Genomic DNA, 16,932 nt, shown 5'->3' with positions numbered 1-16,932 from the left:
CCGGTGACGTCGGGGGCGGCATCGCGCTCTCCGGCCTCGAAGACGGTGGCGCTGCCGTCGCCGGCGATGAAGCGGTCCTCCTCGTCACCGGACTCGATCTCGGTGCCGCCGGCACAACCGGACAGGGCGATAACGGCGGCCAGCGCGGCGGCCGACAAGGGCGGCACGGCACGGCGGCGCCGCGTACCTGTGCTGGTACTGGGCATCGAGGGGACCTCGCGAACGGGGTGTGAACAGGGCGGACTACAACAACGACAAAGTGTAGTAGATGCCCTGGAGACCCTTTCGCCACCCCACGCCAAGGGGCGTTAGGCCCGGGTGCGGGGTGTCCCATGGCAGGGGTGCCCCGTGACGGGAAGAAGAAGCCCGGGTCGGGGATGTCCCGTGACGGGAACGGTCCAGTGGCGGGGGGTATCCCGGCGGGGCGATGGTGGGGAATCACCGCCCCCCGGTTTCGGCGGACCGGGCGCTGGGCGTGTCGCCCCGCACCCGGGTCCGGCCCGGCCTGGTCAACCAGCCTCGACGAAAGCCTCGCGGAGGTAGTCGTGCACGGCTCGCTCGGGGACCCGGTAGGAACGCCCCACGCGAATTGCGGGGAGATCTCCCGAGTGCACCATTCGGTAAACGGTCATCTTGGACACACGCATGATCGTGGCGACCTCCGCCACGGTCAAGAACCTGACCTCTTCGAGAGGCGGCTTGCTCCCGTTCATCTTTCGACGCCCTCATTCCCGGACGTGAGCATTTGTCTACCGTTCAGCCCTGGCGTGCCTTCCCGGTGGTTGGGCGACCCCGGCTAACCCGCGCCCGTCCCACCGACACGCCAGCGTGTCATGCTGTCACTACTGACACGTCCGTTTTCAGAGTAGAGCCGAGTTCCCGTCTATGGAAGGTCGATTGGGCTGTCTTCGGGGCTATGCGTTGACTGCGGGGCAGATGATGTTTAACGGTGGGTATAAATGGTCTGCCCTACTCAAAGTAGGTTGGCCCGCGCCAGAACGTAATCGCGCAGCGGAGCGTAGTCCTCGGTCAGATAGCCATCGTCCAAAGGCACCGTGACCAGTAGTTTTCCTTCGTGCTCGGCGAGAAAAAGCGCCGGGTCGTTGCAGTCGGCGAAGCCCATCGTGGGCACCCCGGCCTCCCCTGCCGCCCCCGCGAACCCGTGGTCCGCGATGACCAACTGCGGCCATGGTTCACCACGGTCGGTGAAACCGCTGAGGATGGCCCGCATCGCGAAGGGGTGGTGGCTGTGCCGTGGGAGGTGCCCGTCGGTGACGATGGCCACGTCGTCCTGCCAGACGACGATCCGCCGGTTCGGAGGCCGCTCAGTGGTCACCTCGTAGGAGTAGCCGCCCGCCGCGGTGAGAACCGTGCACCCGCGCGCCGCCAGCGCGTCCTTCCAGACCTGATACGTCTCCAGGAGGTTGCGCGGGTGGCCGGTGGCGAACAGGACACTCTCCCGGCGCTCGGCGGCCAGGGCCAGCCGGTCGGCGAAGGCCTCCAGTGCGTCGATGGTGAGGTCGGGGTCGATCGTGTCGATTCCCCAGACGTACTCCTCGTCGTCCACGACACCGCAGCGCTTGTTCATCAGGCCGAGCACTTCAGAGAACGTCCAGTCGTTCCCGAAGGTCAACCCGAACTGGTGGTACGGGTCCTTCTGGACCAGCCTCCGGTAGTGCCGCAGGTTGTTCTGCCGTGGGGTGTCGACATGCCCCGCGATCCCCGTGCGAACCAGATAGGTGATGAGTTCAGCGCGTGTCGGCGGCGTCACCTGCGTTCCCCTTCCTCTCCTGGGCAGCGAGCCTACGACACGCCGTGTAGCCACCACGACGCCTGCTCCTGTTCGCCCGGCATTCACCGTCGTCCTACCCATTTGGCGCGCACCACGCGATCATCGCGAAGAATTGACCACTGTGTGATCCGCGGCGGTTCCGTCGGTCTACCGATGAGGGGCCGGCAGAGCGGAGATTCTGGGCTGACGGTCGGTTCGGGGTGACGGGTCAGAGGGTCGGGTCGATCCCGTGGCTGGGGAAGACAGCGGTACGGGTGGCGTGGATGGCCCGGTCGACGGGGTCACCTGGATCGTAACCGTGCTCGAAGGGGGTGAAGGAGACCTCGCGCCCGTCGGTCATGTAGAGCGGGGCCAGCTCACCGGTGCGCTCGCGCACGAAATCGCGCCAGCCCTGCGGAGTCTCGCTGTCCGGGTCGATGGGGGCGCCGGCCGCCTCCGAAAGCAGGTGGGTCCAGGCCCTCGGAACGACGTGGACGAGGCCGTAGCCGCCACCGCCGAAGAGGAGCCAGCGGCCGCCCGCGGTCTTGCGCGCCAGCTTGTGGAGTTCCTCGTAGGCACGGCGCTGGCCGTCCACGCTGAGCGTCAGGTTGGCCAGGGGGTCGAGGGCGTGTGTGTCGCAGCCCTGCTGGGTTACCAGGATCTCGGGCTGGAACTCGTGCAGCAGCGGCGGCACGACCGCGTCGAAGGCGCGGTGCCAACCGGTGTCGCCTGTACCGGCGGGCAGGGCGACATTGACCGCGTACCCCTCGGCGCCGGGTCCGCCGACCTCCGAGGCCTGGCCTGTGCCCGGGAAGAGGGTCACCGGCGACTCGTGGAGGCTGATGGTGAGGACCCGGGGGTCGTCGTAGAAGGCGTTCTGGACGCCGTCGCCGTGGTGTACGTCCACATCGACGTAGGCGACGCGCTTGGCACCCTGTTCCAGGAGCCAGGCGATGGCCAGCGCCGGGTCGTTGTAGACGCAGAAACCCCACGCGTTGCCGTGCATGGCGTGGTGCAGCCCGCCCGCGATGTTGGCGGCGTGCGCGCTCTGTCCGGTCCACACGGCCTCGGCCGCGGCCACGGAGGCTCCGGCGATCAGCGCCGAGGCGTCGTGCATGTCCGGGAACACGGGGTTGTCGGTGGTCCCGAGCATGTGTGTGTCGTCGGGCTCCAAGGTCTGCCCGGCCCGCTTCACCGCCTTGATGTACTCGGGATCGTGCACCAGGGAGAGGAGCTCGTCGGAGGCGGGCTCGACGTCGATGAGGTCGACCCCCGTTCCGTCGAAGACGCCGAACTCACGGCTGAGCGCCATGGTCAGCTCGACTCGGATCGGTGCCATCGGGTGCTGCGGCCCGAAGTCGTAGGCGGTGAGTCCGTCGTCCCATGCCACCCGAAGCGAGCAGGACGTGCGCCCTCCCATGTGGTGACCCCCGTTCCAGGTGTGTGTGCTCCGAAGCACACAGTACGCAAAACCGGCGCGCGGGCAGAACCCCGGGGGGTGCCCGGCTGGAACGGCCGCGGCCCCGGAGGGGCTTCCCTCCGGGGCCGCGGGTCCCGCCTCCGAGGCGGTGCCGCTTCCGCTGGCTACTCGTTCTCCGTCTGGAAGTAGCAGGACCGGTAGGTCTCCCCGGCCTTCAGTTCCTTGGTTCCGTGCAAGGGCTGGTTCAGGAAGCCGCCTTCGGTCGAGGTGATCATCATCCGGTACTCGCCCGGGTCCAGCTCGACCTCCATGACGTGGCCGTCGTCGAAGCAGGAGTTGTCGGACGGCGGCGAGCTGAGAACCGAGCAGTCCTCACAGGGGTCAGTGAACTCCTCACCGTGCACCGCGTCCGGACCCACGAACATGAAGTGCATCTCGTCCGGCGAATGGTTGGTGAACTCGATGGTCACCTTGTCGCCGCCGCCGGTGCTGTAAGGGCTCATGTCCTCGATCGAGGCTTCACCGAAGGTGGTCTGGAGGTCCATCTGGTCCTCCAACTGCCCGGCTCCGGTGTGCCTGACCAGGTCCTCGACGTCGTCGGCCTCGTGGTCCGGGTACTCGGCGGTGAGGAAGTCCGTGCTCTCCTCAGCCCCCTCGTAGTCACCCGAGTCGACCTGGTCCCAACCGCAGTTGAGGGCAGCCTCGGGGCGCTCCTCCTCGATGCGGTCGACGACGTCGGGGGCCTCGTTCCAGCTGAGTCCGTCGAACATCTCGATCTGGTCGAAGGCCGAGCACCAACTCTCGTTCGCGTAGTCGCCGGTGGCCAGGTCGTAGAGGTCGGTCAGGGCGCCCGGGACCTCCTCGGCCGAGGGGGTCTCGGAGAAGTCCTCGGCGACGGAGGTGTAGGTCTCCTGCGCCTGGCGGAAGGTCGCCTCGACATCCTCGGTCACGTCACCGTTGTAGGCCTGGTCGGCCTCGTCCGCGAGCTGGGAGGCGTAGTCGAGGTGGATCTCGGCGATACTGCCGTCGGTGTCCTCCCAGCGGGAGCCGGCGTGCTCGAAGTAGTCGCCGTAGGACTCGAGGGCGTGGTCGTAGGACTCGTTGGCCACGTCGGACTGGGCGCGGCGCAGGATCTCACACGCCTCGGCGCCGGAACGGGCCCGCTCCATGAGCGCGGGGGACATGGAGAGCTGGAAGCCGTTCTCCACCTGTTCGTAGCCGTCGATCGCGGTGTCGCAGTCGCCGCTGGTGTGCGCGGCCTCGGCGACGCGGTAACGCCACTCCCCTGTCTGCCAGACCCCGGTAAGCGAGGCGATCAGCCCCAGGACGAGGCAGGCCGCAAGGATGAGCGGCATGGGCTTGGCGGACGGCTGCTCGCCTCGGGCCAGGAGCTTCCGGTCGTAGTGGCGGCCGACCAAGAGGCCGACGGCGGCCGTGACCAGGATCCAGGCCAGGAGCGACGGGGCCCAGACGACCAGGTTGTCCGCGGCTCCCATGAGGGCGGCGGTGACCAGCAGGCCGATGGTGACGGCCAGATTGATCCCGAAGAACAGCCAGTTGCGCAGGTAGAAGAAGCCCGCGCCGACACCGGACAGGTTCAGGAGCGCCGCGCGCAGGCCCGACTTGGACTTGAACAGGCCCAGCGGGGGCAGGGGCGGCGGGGGACCGCCGAACTGCCCCGGGGGCGGACCACCCGGAGGCATACCTCCAGGCGGCGGCCCCCCGGGGGGCATGCCGCCCGGAGGCGGACCACCCGGAGGCATCCCGCCCGACTGGGCTCCGGCGGGGGGCATGCCGCCCGGAGGCGGGCCACCGGGGGGCGGTCCGACCGGGGGCTGACCGCCAGACGGGGTTCCACCCGGGGGCGGACCGCCCGGAGGCATACCTCCAGGCGGCGGCCCGACCGGGGGCTGACCGCCAGACGGGGTTCCACCCGGAGGCGGCCCGACCGGGGGCTGACCGCCAGACGGGTTGTTGGCTACGGGGTTGCCTCCCGTGGATGAACCCCCGACAGGACTCTGCGGACCGCTCGGGGGGCCGGGCGGCGTCGCGGCAGGCCCGGGCTCACCGGGAGGACGGGACGGGTCCGAAGGGGGTTGAGGAGAAGTCATGAGGCCCCGGAATCAGAAGAAGGGGAAAACGTACACAGGTGGGATATCAGGGGAGAAATCCCTTACCCCGACCTTATTCACCCGGTGTGACGCCGCGTCCGGGGCCCGTGATCATGAGCGACGTGAACTTTTTCAGTGATCTACACCACTCTCCCGAGGGCTAGCTCCCGGAGAGCTCCCGACTCCGGTCCCGGGCGGCCTCGATCGCGTCGGTGAAGGCGGTGCGCACGCCGTGTCGCTCCAGCTCACGCAGGGCGGACGCCGTCGTGCCGCCCGGTGAGGTGACCGCCTCGCGCAGGACGACGGGGTGCTCACCCGACCCGTCCAGCATGGCGGCGGCTCCGGTGATCGTCTGCCCCACGAGCCGCTGAGCTGTGACACGCGGCATACCCATCGCCACACCCGCCTCGATCATGGTCTCGGCGATGAAGTAGAAGTAGGCCGGCCCGCTGCCGGAGATGGCGGTGACCGTGTCCATGTGCTGCTCGCCGACCCGGATCACCTCGCCGACCGTGCCCAGCAGCTGCTCCGCCCGGTCCAGATGGGCGGGTCCGGTGTGCGCCCCGCCGGAGACGGCGGTCATTCCCTTGCCCATGAGCGCCGGGGTGTTGGGCATCGCGCGCACCACCGGTGTCCCCGAGGGCAGGTGGCTCTCCAGGACGACAGTGGTCAGCCCGGCCGCCACCGAGACGACCAGGTGTTCCCGGGACAGGTGCGGAGCGATGTCGTCGAGCAGGGCGAGCATGTCCTGCGGCTTCAGGGCCAGCAACAGGGTGTCGGCCCGCTTGGCGGCGTCCGCCGCGGGGACCGTCTCGACCCCGTAGCGGCCGCGCAGCTCCTCGGCGTGCTCTTCGCGCGGTTCCGTGACGAGAACGTCCCCCGGGGTGTGGCCCTGGGCCAACAGCCCGGCGAGCAGCGCCTCGCCCATCTTTCCTGCGCCGATGATCGCGATCATGTGGGGTCCTCTCTGCGGATCCCCTCCACGCTAGCCGCCCTGGGCAGCTCGGGCGGACCGGTTGTCTCAGAAGGTGGACAACCGTTCCGCCGCCGGCTCCTGCCTTACCGATCGGCGCCTGCCGGTCGGTCCACACCGATACATCCCTGCGGGTCAGTCCTGGGCGGTCAGTCCTTGTCGCGTGCCCCCTCGTCAACCGATCCGGCGGGGTCGACCGAGAAGCGCCGGGGAGGGGACTGGGGCCGCCTGCGGAGCAGCGCGATGCGCTCGCGGCGGTCCATGGCGGGTTCCGGGCCCGCGGGGCCCTGCGCGAAGTGCAACCGGGTGAAGGCCAGGGCTTCGGCCAGCTCCCGCATGCGGGCCTGGCGGTCGGGGGCCTTCCGGGTACTCACCTCGAGAACGAGCTGGCCCTCGTAGCCGGTGCCCGCCAGGTGCTCGAGGAGTTCGGCGACGGGTTGGGTACCGCGGCCGGGGATGAGGTGTTCGTCGAGGTTCTGACCGCCGAGACCGTCGGTGACGTGCACGTGGGACAGCCGGTTGCCCAGCCGCTTCGCCATGTCCATCGCGTCGGACCCGGACATGGCGGTGTGCGAGAGGTCGAGGGTGACGTCGGGGTAGTCGCGGTCGAGCGGGTTCCAGCTCGGGGCGTACGGGACCACCTCGCGGTCGCGCACCCGCACCGGATACATGTTCTCCACGGCGAAGACCACGTCGGTCTCGTCCTGCATGCGGGCCACGCCGCTCTCGAAGTCCCGGGCGTACTCGCGCTGCCAGCGGAAGGCGGGGTGCACCACGACCGCTTTGGCGCCCAGCGCCTCGGCCATCTCCTTGGAGCGCAGGAGCTTGCCCCAGGGCTCACGCCCCCACACCCGCTGGGTCAGCACGAGGCAGGGAGAGTGGACTGCGGTGACGGGCATCTGGTGGTAGTCCGAGAGGCGCCGCAGGAGTTCGGTGTCCTGGCTGGCCGGGTCGGAGGATACGAGGATCTCCACACCGTCGTACCCCAGCTGCGCGGCGATCTCGAAGGCGGCCGGGGTCTTCTCCGGGTAGACCGACGCCGACGAGAGGACCACGGGCGCGTCTGGGACCTGGATAGGGCTCACGGATCCAGCCTATGCGCTTCGCGTGAACTTGTGGCGCCCGTCTTCACGCCCGTGGCGTGGCGCGCGGGGCCGCACACCGCTCACCTGCCGCACCCCCTGCGACACGAAGACGGCCGCTCCCCCGGGTCACGGAGGAAGCGGCCAGCCAACGAAGAGTCGTGGGGCGCCGTGGCGCGTTGGTTCGGTGCCGGGTCAGAGCCGCACGGCACCGGCGAGGTTGTGGCGGGTCACGTCCCGCTCCCCGATGGAGCCCCCGGAATTGGGCGCGTCGATCATGCGGTCTCCCCCGAGGTAGATCGCGACGTGGTAGGCGTAACCGCCCCCGTCGGTCCAGTAGAGGAGGTCACCGCGTTCGGCGTTCGCGTAGGTAATCCGGCTACCGGCGTTGACCTGGTCCTGCGCGATCCGGGGCAGGCTCACACCGGCCTCACCGTAGGCGTGCTGCACCAGGCCGGAGCAGTCGAAGGAATCGGGGCCGGTCCCGCCCCAGGCGTAGGGCTTGCCCTTCTGCGCCTCCGCGGCGCTGATGGCCTTCTCGATGGTGGCGGAGGAGTGGGCTTGGTGAACGCGGTCGGCGCTCTGTGCGCTCTCGGCCGCGGCCGGAGCGGTGTGCGAGGGCTGTGCGAGGGCGGGTGCTCCCCCGGCGGCCAGGGCGGCCGTCGCGAAGAAGGCGACGGCGAGTGCGCGCGGCGTACGGCGACGCGACCGAGTGGGCGAGGCCTGCCGCCCCGGGTCCGAGGTAGGACAGCAGGCCCGCGTTTGCTCGTGATGTCGCGGTAGTCGCATGACGAAGTTCTCCCTGCATGGTCTGTCGGGGCAGTCCGCGCCTCCGTGACGCGGGTCTCCTGGCCGCCGACTCACCACCATTCGTCACACAGACATCAAGTGAAGTCACTCTCTGTAGCGGTTTCGGTATCCAAAGACGGTAAAGACTGGTTGACCTCGGCGGACAAAACGGCCAGTGAACCATTAAGCGACCATCCACCACCGAGGCCGAACACCCAGCGCTACGGAGAGGGAACGCCGAGGGCGGAACGGACGAAATCGGTCGTAGCGGCCATCCCCAGGTTGTTCGGGTGGACCGGCGCACCGTCCTCCGGGATCAGCCCTTCGACCCACCGGGTGTCGGAGCCCTCGCAGACGTCGTGGCCGCGCTCGAGGGTGTCGACGAACTCGGCACCGTGGGCCTCCGACTCCTCCGCGATCATCGCGTTGAGCGCCGTCTGCGCCTCATCGAGGAAGGGGACGTCACCGCGGGCGATGGGCGTGCTGGGCCAGCAGCCGCCACTCTCCGGCAGGATCTGCAGGTACCCCACGCTGAGGACCCTGGCGTCCGGGCTGCGCTCGGCGATGTCGGCGTAGACACCGGAGACCTCCTCCCGCAGGCCCTCGATCCGCTCGTCGAGCTCGCCGCCGTAGTGGTCCGCACAGGGGCTCCCCACCGGGTTGCCCAGACTCTGCGAAGCGCACTCGATGAGGACCTCGGAGAAACCGAAGTCGTTGCCCGCGATCCCCACCGTGACCAGGTCGGTCTCGGGCCGGAGCGCGTCCAGCTGAGGCGGTGTGTCGTCGAACTGGTCCTCGTAGAAGTCGTTCATCACCGCGCCCGAACAGCTCACGTCGGTGATCTCGGCGACCCCGATCTCCTCGGCGAGGCGTTTCGGGTAGTTGACGTCGGACTGCATGCAGCCCAGGAGCGGCATCCGCTCGCTGACCATGGGGCCGGCGACGAAGGAGTCGCCGAGTGCTACGTAGTGCTCGAACGCCGCCGTCTCAGCGGTCCCGGCCTCCGCCGCGGCCGCGGGCGCGGTGGCCAGTGAGACCCCCAGGACGGTGAGGGCCACCGGGGCGGTGCGGCGTGCGAGTCGGCGCAGTGCACTGGAACGGTCGTGGCTGTGGGGGGAGTTGGGGCCGGCGGGGGTGTGAGGGCTGGCGTGGGACCGGTGTGTACGGGACACGCGGGTTTCCTCTCTCCAAGGAGCGGGGCATCGGAGTGTTCGGACCCTAGGGAGCAGCTCCCTGAGAACCTTCTAACATGATTGACGAAACAAGTGACCTAACTCGTAGGTAACTTTCTTGTGCCCCCACCGGCACCACGAGTGGCCACCAGAACTGTCCTCTGGAAGCGCTAGCGTGGCGGCCATGGCAAAAGCGAAGACTTCGTTCCGGTGCGCCGAGTGCGGGTGGAGCACCCTCAAATGGGTGGGGCGCTGCGGCGAATGCCAGGCCTGGGGCACCGTCGAGGAGGCCGGAGCGCCCGCGCCCGCGGCCGTCGCGGCGGCCCCCGTGACTTCCCGGGCCCGCCCCATCACCGAGATCAGCGTCGAGACGGCCGAGGCGGTCCCCACCGGGCTGGACGAACTCGACCGGGTCCTGGGCGGCGGCGCGGTACCCGGCGGCGTGGTGCTGCTCGCCGGTGAACCCGGTGTGGGCAAGTCGACCCTCCTCCTGGAGGTGGCCGCGATTCGCGCGGCCGCGGGCCCCGTCCTCTACATCACGGGTGAGGAGTCGGCCGGACAGGTCCGACTGCGCGCCGAGCGCCTCGGAGCCCTCTCCGACAAGCTCTTCCTCGCCGCGGAGACGTCCGTGGCCACACTGGTCAGCCACGTGGAGGCGGTCGGACCCCGACTGCTGATCGTGGACTCGGTACAGACGATGGTGTCTCCGGAAGCCACCGGAATCCCGGGCGGTGTCACGCAGATCCGCCAGGTGACCGGCGCGCTCATCCAGATCGCCAAGGAACGCGGCATCGCCACCGTCCTCGTCGGCCACGTCACCAAGGACGGGTCCATCGCCGGCCCCCGCATGCTGGAGCACCTGGTCGACGTCGTCCTCCACTTCGAGGGCGAGCGCCACTCGCAGCTGCGCCTGCTGCGCTCGGTCAAGAACCGGTACGGCCCCACCGACGAGATCGGCGTCTTCGAACTCACGGAGAAGGGCATCTACGGGCTGCCCGACCCCAGCGGTCTCTTCCTCACCGAACGCACCGACCCGGTCCCGGGCACGTGCGTGACCGTCACCCTGGAGGGCCGCCGCCCCCTCATCACCGAGGTGCAGGCCCTCGTGGCGCCGACGCCACTGCCCGCGCCCCGCCGGGCCACCTCCGGCCTGGACACCTCCCGGGTGAACATGATCCTGGCCGTGTTGGAGAAGCGCACGGGCATGAAGCTGGCCAACATGGACGTCTACGCCTCGACCGTGGGCGGCGTGAAACTCGGCGAGCCCGCCGTGGACCTCGCCCTGGCCGTGGCCGCGGCCGGCTCCAATAACGACGTCGCGCTTCCCAGCGGGTTCATCGCCGTGGGCGAGGTCGGACTGGCCGGTGACGTCCGGGCGGTGAACGGGGTTCGGCGCCGGGTCGCCGAGGCGCAGCGCCTGGGTTTCACCGAGGCGGTCGTTCCCAAGCCGTTCGGCGACCCGGTCCCGGGCATCCGGACACACGAGGTGGAGGAACTGAGCGAGGCACTCGCCTGGGTCGAGGGGCGGCGCCGCCGGGGCACCAAGAAGGAGACGCCTGAAAGCTAGCCGCAGGCGGCCGGGAACAGGGGCCATGGGCTGCGGTCGATCTCCCTAGAAGTCGAAGACCGCGCCCTTGGTGGTGTCCAGGACACAGGCGTTGCCGAAGGTCTCCTCGTACTCCTCGTCACCGGTCGAGGTGACCGTGACCGGCTGGTAGATCATCGTGCAGGGGGCACCGGAGAAGTCGACCTCGGCGATGGATCCGCCGGCCTCCTCGATCGCCTCGCAGGCCTCCTCCGCTCGGGGGTGGGTGCCACCGGCCGGGTCGCACTCCAGCGCGGCCAACGAGCTCTCCCCTGTGGTCTCGTCGACGACCCGGAGCGTGTAGTGGGCACTCTCCGCGTAGGCGTGTACCGGGGCGGCCAGGGACAGGGCGACCGCGGTGGCCGCGGCACAGGTGAGGATGTTCCTCATGCGTTCACTCCAACAACTGTGGAATCAGATTCGCAACTTATGGTAATCACTCGACGACGAAGAGTCGTGGAGTTTGCGCGAAAGGAACCCCGCGCGGCGCGAACACCGCCCGGGGTCCGGGTCAGTTCTGGAGTTGGAGGACGATCTGGTCGACACTGCCGACGTGGTCGCCGTGCAGGTTGGCCGTGTACCAGCCGGCCTGGGCCTTAGCACTGCTGTCGCGGCAGTCGGTGAAGGAGCGGTCCCGCTCCCAGGTCAGGGTGTACTCGTGGGGGCGTCCCTGACTGAGCTGTCGCTCCTCCGTGGCGCCTCCCTCCACGCAGTCCGCGGTGGAGTAGACCCGGTCGTCACCGGAGTGCAGGCGCAGCTCCATGGCCTCGGGGCCGACGTCCACGGTGCAGGTCTGCTCGGCGATGTTGACCACGGTCACCTTGAACTCGGGGCTCGAGCCGCCGTCGTAGACCTCGCGGTCGCTGTCGGCCAGCTCGAAGGTGACGACGACGTCGTCGGGGCGGCAGGTGTCTTCGGGGCGCTCGGGAGCCGGAACGTCGGCCGAACCCTCGTCGGAATCGCCGTCCTCGGAGTTCTCGGCCTCGTCCTCATCGGCCTCGTCGTCGTCCTCGTCCTCGCCCTCGTCCTCCTCGGACGGGTCGTCCTCCGGTTCCCCGGTTTCGGGCTCGGAGGGCTCCTCGGCTGGGACACTGGGAGAGGACTCCGGCTCCTCCATACCGGCCTGCGAGTTCGACGGCTCACCCTCCTCACCAGACGGGCGGCACATATACGTGATCAGCGCGAGCAACAGCATCACACCGGCCAACACGAAGGCCCGTCGCTTCCAATACGTGTCGCGGCTGACGGGGGCTGGGTGTCCGGTACTTGACGCCATGGGCCGTAGTATTGCGGTTTTGCCTGCCACTCACCTACTCAACCCGCCGATTTCCCGTTAAAGATGAGCGATAACCCTTACAGCACCCCGGTTCTAGCGTGGTACGAGACCAACGCCCGAGACCTGCCCTGGCGCGCTCCGAGCGCCACTCCCTGGTCCGTCCTGGTCAGCGAGATCATGCTCCAGCAGACCCCCGTGGTCCGGGTACTCCCCGCGTGGGAGGCCTGGATGGAACGCTGGCCCACCCCCGCCCACCTGGCCAAAGAGCCCTCAGGCGAGGCGGTCCGGATGTGGAACCGGCTGGGCTATCCGCGCCGCGCCCTGCGCCTGCACGCGTGCGCGGTCGCCATCACTGAGGAGCACGACGGCGAGGTCCCGGACGACCACGCGACCCTGCTCGCGCTCCCGGGGATCGGTTCGTACACCGCGGCGGCGGTGGCCAGCTTCGCCTACGGCCACCGGCACGCCATTTTGGACACCAACGTGCGACGCGTCCTGGCCCGGGCCGAAACCGGGGTCGAGTACCCGCCGAAAACCCAGACCAAGGCCGAGTCCGCACTCGCGGAGTCGCTCCTGCCTCCGACAGCCTCCGTTGCGGCCCGCTGGGGCGTGGCCGTGATGGAGCTGGGCGCCTTGGTGTGCACCGCCCGCGCCCCGCGCTGCGCGGACTGCCCCATCGCGGGGCAGTGCGCCTGGAAGCTCGCTGGGAAACCCGCCTACGACGGGCCGCCACGCCGCGGGCAGACCTATGCGGGAACCGACCGGCAAGTGCGCGGCAAGCTCCTCGCGGTGCTCCGTGCTTCCACCGAACCCGTGGTCAAGGGGGACCTGGACGCGGTCTGGGACGACCACGTCCAACGGGAGCGGGCCTTGGACGCCCTGGTCTCCGACGGCCTGGTGGACCCCCTGGACGACGGCCGCTACGCGCTGCCGGGCTGACACCGCGGCTCTGCACCGCCGGGGTCGCCCGGCTCTCGGCCATGCGGCCCATAAGCGCGGGGACCACCCGCCCGCCTTCAAAAACGCGGCCCTAGTTCTCCGGTTCGAACTCCGGCTCGAGGTCCTCCGGGTCGAAATCGAAATCCTCAGGGTCGAAATCGGGGACCTCGACGTCAGGGACCTCGATGTCGGGGATCTCGACATCGGGGAGATCGTCAGCGCCCTCGGCGCCGCCCTCCTCGAACTCCGCCTGCGTTCCTCCGAAGGAGCCGCTGCACGGGCCCCCGGGCTCCGGGACGTCCTCGCTGCGCTCGTACTCGCGGAGGAACGCGTCCAGGCGTTCGTCGTCCGCACCTTCCAGCTGGATCTGAGCGCCCCAGGCCGAGGCGACCACGGGTGCGGGCAGGTCTTCCATCGGGCTGACGATCACGTAAGAGCCCGGTTCGTAGTAACCGTCCAGATCCCCGACCTCGGCCGCACCGAGTGCCGGATCGTAAGTGATCCACACGGCACCGTGCTCCTGCGAATGGACGGCAGCCTCGGACACCACCGGCTCGTCGTAGACCCCGCAGTCCTGCCAGACGGCGTAATGGTCCCCGCCCGCGGGCGGGTGCTGGTCGTAGTCGACGGTGGTCCCAGGGTCCACGTGGTCCTTTGTCACGCCCTCGAAGGTCTCCAGTCCTTCGAGGTCGGAACCGGCGCTCCCCCCGTCACCGGTCAGGAACACGACACCGACCACCCCGGCCACCAGGACGAGCGCCGCGGCCCCGCCGCCGAGCACCCAAGGCAGGGCGGAGCGGCGCTTCGGTTCGGGCCCCGGCTGCCACGGCTCACCGTACGGCCCCTGCGGCGGTTGCCCCGGACCCCAGGCCGGGCCTTGGGGCGGGTAGCCCTCACCGGGCGGAGGAGGCCCCTGGGGAGGGTACTGGCCGTGCGGCTGGCCCTGGGGCGGATACTGGCCGTGCGGCCCCTGAGGCGCGCCGTGCGCCCCGGGAGGGCCATGCGGGGGCGCCGGGGTACTGGGGGGAGGCCCCTGAGGCGGCTGCGGTCCGCCTTCACGGGGATCATTTGGATAGACCACGGACGGCACTTTAGCGTCCCCGAGCCCTTCTGCACTCCCCCGGCAACACGAACGGGGGCACCCCCGAAGGGATGCCCCCGCCACACTCGCGACGGCAGAGCCGCCGTTCAGCGTCGTTACTCGCCCTTGCCCGCGGACTCCACCTCCGGGGTGTCCGGCACCGAATCGGGCTTCGGCACACCCTTGAAGGTGAACTTGGCGTCGGTGCCCTGGCCCTCGGCGTCGATCACGACGATCTGGCCGGCCTTGAGGTCGCCGAACAGGATCTTCTCGGACAGCTGGTCCTCGATCTCCCGCTGGATGGTGCGACGCAGCGGCCGCGCACCCAGGACGGGGTCGAACCCGCGCTCGGAGAGGATCTGCTTCGCCTTCGGGCGGAGCTCGATGCCCATGTCCCGTTCCTTCAAGCGACCGTCCAGGCTGGTGACCATCAGATCCACGATCTGGAAGATCTCGCTCTCGGTCAGCTGGTGGAAGACGATGATGTCGTCCACACGGTTGAGGAACTCCGGCCGGAAGTTGGTCTTGAGCTCCTCGCTGACCTTGGCCTTCATCCGCTCGTAGTTGGTGTTGGCGTCGTCCTCCTTGGCGAAACCCATGGCCTGGCCCTTGGAGATGTCCCGCGTGCCCAGGTTGGTCGTCATGATGATGACCGTGTTCTTGAAGTCGATGTTGCGACCCTGGGCGTCGGTGAGACGACCCTCCTCCAGCACTTGGAGCAGGGAGTTGAAGATGTCGCTGTGGGCCTTCTCGATCTCGTCGAAGAGGACCACGGAGAACGGCTTGCGGCGCACCTTCTCGGTGAGCTGGCCGCCCTCCTCGTAGCCGACGTAGCCGGGGGGCGAACCGAACAGCCGCGAGACCGTGTGCTTCTCCATGAACTCGGACATGTCGAGCTGGATCAGCGCTTCCTCGTCCCCGAAGAGGAACTCGGCGAGGGTCTTGGACAGCTCCGTCTTACCCACACCGGACGGACCGGCGAAGATGAACGAACCACCGGGACGCTTGGGGTCCTTCAGGCCGGCTCGGGTACGGCGGATGGCTTGCGAGAGCGCCTTGATGGCGTCCTCCTGGCCGATGACCCGGCGGTGCAGCTCGTCCTCCATGCGCAGCAGGCGGGAGCTCTCCTCCTCGGTCAGCTTGAAGACCGGGATACCGGTGGAGGCGGCAAGGACCTCGGCGATGAGTTCCTCATCGACCTCGGCCACGACGTCCATGTCGCCGGCCTTCCACTCCTTCTCCCGCTGCGCCTTCTTGTTGAGCAGCTGCTTCTCGTCGTCGCGCAGGGACGCGGCCTTCTCGAAGTCCTGCTCGTCGATGGCCGATTCCTTGTCCCGGCGCACACCGGAGATCTTCTCGTCGAATTCGCGCAGGTCCGGCGGAGCGGTCATCCGGCGGATGCGCATCCGGGAACCGGCCTCGTCGATGAGGTCGATCGCCTTGTCCGGCAGGAACCGGTCGCTGATGTAGCGGTCGGCCAGCTGGGCGGCGGCGACGAGCCCGCTGTCCGTGATCGAGACCCGGTGGTGGGCCTCGTAGCGGTCGCGCAGGCCCTTGAGGATCTCGACGGCGTGCGTGACCGTCGGCTCGTCCACCTGGATCGGCTGGAAACGGCGCTCCAGCGCGGCGTCCTTCTCGAGGTACTTGCGGTACTCGTCGAGCGTGGTGGCGCCGATGGTCTGCAGCTCACCCCGGGCCAGCATGGGCTTCAGGATGGAAGCGGCGTCTATGGCACCTTCCGCCGCCCCCGCGCCGACGAGCGTGTGCAGCTCGTCGATGAAGAGGATGATGTCGCCGCGGGTGCGGATCTCCTTGAGCACCTTCTTGAGGCGCTCCTCGAAGTCACCGCGGTACCGGCTGCCGGCGACCAGCGCACCGAGGTCAAGCGTGTACAGCTGCTTGTCCTTGAGCGTCTCCGGGATCTCCTGCTTCACGATCTTCTGCGCCAGGCCCTCGACCACGGCGGTCTTACCCACACCGGGCTCACCGATCAGCACCGGGTTGTTCTTGGTACGCCGCGAGAGCACCTGCATGACGCGCTCGATCTCCTTGTCCCGGCCGATGACCGGGTCAAGCTTGGATTCGCGCGCGGCCTGCGTCAGGTTGCGGCCGAACTGGTCCAGCACCAGCGAGGTGGAGGGGGTCGACTCGGAGGAGGCACCGGTGGCCTGCGGCTCCTTGCCCTGGTACCCGTGCAGTAGCTGGATGACCTGCTGGCGGACGCGGTTGAGGTCCGCGCCCAGTTTCACGAGGACCTGGGCGGCAACGCCCTCGCCCTCGCGGATCAGACCCAAGAGAATGTGCTCGGTACCGATGTAGTTGTGACCGAGCTGCAGCGCCTCGCGCAGCGACAGCTCAAGGACCTTCTTGGCGCGCGGGGTGAAGGGAATGTGCCCCGACGGCGCCTGCTGGCCCTGGCCGATGATTTCCTCAACCTGCTGCCGAACCGCTTCGAGGCTGATACCAAGACTCTCCAGGGCCTTGGCGGCGACACCCTCACCCTCGTGGATGAGGCCGAGCAGGATGTGCTCCGTACCGATGTAGTTGTGGTTGAGCATCCTGGCCTCTTCCTGGGCCAGAACCACCACTCGCCGCGCGCGGTCGGTAAACCTCTCGAACATGTCTCGTCGCTCCTCTACAGAGCGGTCAGGCAGGGACGGCTCTTTCCGACCCAACTCTTCCGCATATCGGCCCCACAGGGATAACCGCCCCGGGGAGCACTGTCGCACCCGT

At 68.9% G+C, this 16,932-nt stretch carries 14 protein-coding genes and 1 pseudogene; 2 read left to right on the top strand and 13 right to left on the bottom strand.

From position 1 onward, the window contains the following. From ACYVDG_RS24040 to ACYVDG_RS24000, 9 genes and pseudogenes are all read right to left on the bottom strand, one after another. Positions 1-206: pseudogene (locus ACYVDG_RS24040) on the bottom strand (TlpA family protein disulfide reductase); the annotation flags it as partial. Positions 207-509: 303 nt separating this feature from the next. Beyond that, positions 510-713 carry a helix-turn-helix domain-containing protein gene (locus ACYVDG_RS24035; protein WP_460757847.1) on the bottom strand — a complete coding sequence of 68 codons (204 nt, stop codon included), beginning with the start codon at positions 711-713 and terminating at the stop codon, positions 510-512. 260 nt (positions 714-973) lie between these two features. Next, entirely contained in the window at positions 974-1,771 is a 798-nt protein-coding gene (locus ACYVDG_RS24030) for a phosphatase (RefSeq protein WP_460757846.1), read from the bottom strand. 229 nt (positions 1,772-2,000) lie between these two features. Continuing rightward, a complete protein-coding gene (locus ACYVDG_RS24025; protein WP_460757854.1) occupies positions 2,001-3,161 on the bottom strand; it encodes an acetoin utilization protein AcuC in 1,161 nt (386 codons plus the stop codon). A 194-nt stretch (positions 3,162-3,355) separates the two neighbouring features. Continuing rightward, positions 3,356-4,894 (bottom strand): UbiA prenyltransferase family protein, encoded by a 1,539-nt coding sequence (locus ACYVDG_RS24020; protein WP_460757845.1) that lies wholly within the window; start codon positions 4,892-4,894, stop codon positions 3,356-3,358. Positions 4,895-5,462: 568 nt separating this feature from the next. After that, entirely contained in the window at positions 5,463-6,257 is a 795-nt protein-coding gene (proC, locus tag ACYVDG_RS24015; protein ID WP_460757844.1) for a pyrroline-5-carboxylate reductase, read from the bottom strand. A gap of 167 nt (positions 6,258-6,424) precedes the next feature. Next, complete coding sequence (locus tag ACYVDG_RS24010; protein WP_460757843.1) at positions 6,425-7,360, bottom strand: sugar phosphate isomerase/epimerase family protein; 936 nt, start codon at positions 7,358-7,360, stop codon at positions 6,425-6,427. Positions 7,361-7,552: 192 nt separating this feature from the next. Further along, entirely contained in the window at positions 7,553-8,146 is a 594-nt protein-coding gene (locus tag ACYVDG_RS24005; protein ID WP_460757842.1) for a C40 family peptidase, read from the bottom strand. A 221-nt stretch (positions 8,147-8,367) separates the two neighbouring features. After that, complete coding sequence (locus ACYVDG_RS24000) at positions 8,368-9,318, bottom strand: SGNH/GDSL hydrolase family protein (RefSeq protein WP_460757841.1); 951 nt, start codon at positions 9,316-9,318, stop codon at positions 8,368-8,370. A gap of 184 nt (positions 9,319-9,502) precedes the next feature. On the opposite strand from ACYVDG_RS24000, the gene radA reads away from it, so the two are divergent. Next, on the top strand, positions 9,503-10,885 hold the full coding sequence (radA, locus tag ACYVDG_RS23995; protein WP_460757840.1) for a DNA repair protein RadA: 1,383 nt from the start codon (positions 9,503-9,505) through the stop codon (positions 10,883-10,885). A gap of 45 nt (positions 10,886-10,930) precedes the next feature. Here the strand turns inward: radA and ACYVDG_RS23990 are convergent, their stop codons facing one another. Beyond that, entirely contained in the window at positions 10,931-11,293 is a 363-nt protein-coding gene (locus ACYVDG_RS23990) for an SSI family serine proteinase inhibitor (RefSeq protein WP_460757839.1), read from the bottom strand. Between the two features lie 121 nt (positions 11,294-11,414). Then, entirely contained in the window at positions 11,415-12,179 is a 765-nt protein-coding gene (locus ACYVDG_RS23985) for a hypothetical protein (RefSeq protein ID WP_460757838.1), read from the bottom strand. Between the two features lie 63 nt (positions 12,180-12,242). On the opposite strand from ACYVDG_RS23985, the gene ACYVDG_RS23980 reads away from it, so the two are divergent. After that, positions 12,243-13,118, top strand: coding sequence for an HhH-GPD family protein (locus tag ACYVDG_RS23980; RefSeq protein ID WP_460757837.1), 876 nt, complete (start codon positions 12,243-12,245; stop codon positions 13,116-13,118). A gap of 91 nt (positions 13,119-13,209) precedes the next feature. Here the strand turns inward: ACYVDG_RS23980 and ACYVDG_RS23975 are convergent, their stop codons facing one another. Together ACYVDG_RS23975 and ACYVDG_RS23970 are read right to left on the bottom strand one after the other, a co-directional pair. Then, positions 13,210-13,899, bottom strand: a complete 690-nt coding sequence (locus tag ACYVDG_RS23975) for a DUF3105 domain-containing protein (protein WP_460757836.1) — start codon at positions 13,897-13,899, stop codon at positions 13,210-13,212. 416 nt (positions 13,900-14,315) lie between these two features. Further along, positions 14,316-16,820 (bottom strand): ATP-dependent Clp protease ATP-binding subunit, encoded by a 2,505-nt coding sequence (locus ACYVDG_RS23970; protein WP_460757835.1) that lies wholly within the window; start codon positions 16,818-16,820, stop codon positions 14,316-14,318. Positions 16,821-16,932 lie beyond the last annotated feature (112 nt).

The organism is Nocardiopsis oceani (assembly GCF_054777395.1).
Note: the sequence above shows the minus strand (reverse complement) of the source record. Positions and strands in the feature narration are given on the sequence as shown.

Coding starts and splice junctions, on each gene's coding strand:
- ACYVDG_RS24035 (WP_460757847.1), bottom strand. CDS start 713: ATGAACGGGAGCAAGCCGCCTCTCGAAGAGGTCAGGTTCTTGACCGTG.
- ACYVDG_RS24020 (WP_460757845.1), bottom strand. CDS start 4,894: ATGCCTCCGGGTGGTCCGCCCCCGGGGCAGTTCGGCGGTCCCCCGCCG.
- proC (WP_460757844.1), bottom strand. CDS start 6,257: ATGATCGCGATCATCGGCGCAGGAAAGATGGGCGAGGCGCTGCTCGCC.
- ACYVDG_RS24005 (WP_460757842.1), bottom strand. CDS start 8,146: ATGCGACTACCGCGACATCACGAGCAAACGCGGGCCTGCTGTCCTACC.
- radA (WP_460757840.1), top strand. CDS start 9,503: ATGGCAAAAGCGAAGACTTCGTTCCGGTGCGCCGAGTGCGGGTGGAGC.
- ACYVDG_RS23990 (WP_460757839.1), bottom strand. CDS start 11,293: ATGAGGAACATCCTCACCTGTGCCGCGGCCACCGCGGTCGCCCTGTCC.
- ACYVDG_RS23985 (WP_460757838.1), bottom strand. CDS start 12,179: ATGGCGTCAAGTACCGGACACCCAGCCCCCGTCAGCCGCGACACGTAT.
- ACYVDG_RS23980 (WP_460757837.1), top strand. CDS start 12,243: ATGAGCGATAACCCTTACAGCACCCCGGTTCTAGCGTGGTACGAGACC.
- ACYVDG_RS23970 (WP_460757835.1), bottom strand. CDS start 16,820: ATGTTCGAGAGGTTTACCGACCGCGCGCGGCGAGTGGTGGTTCTGGCC.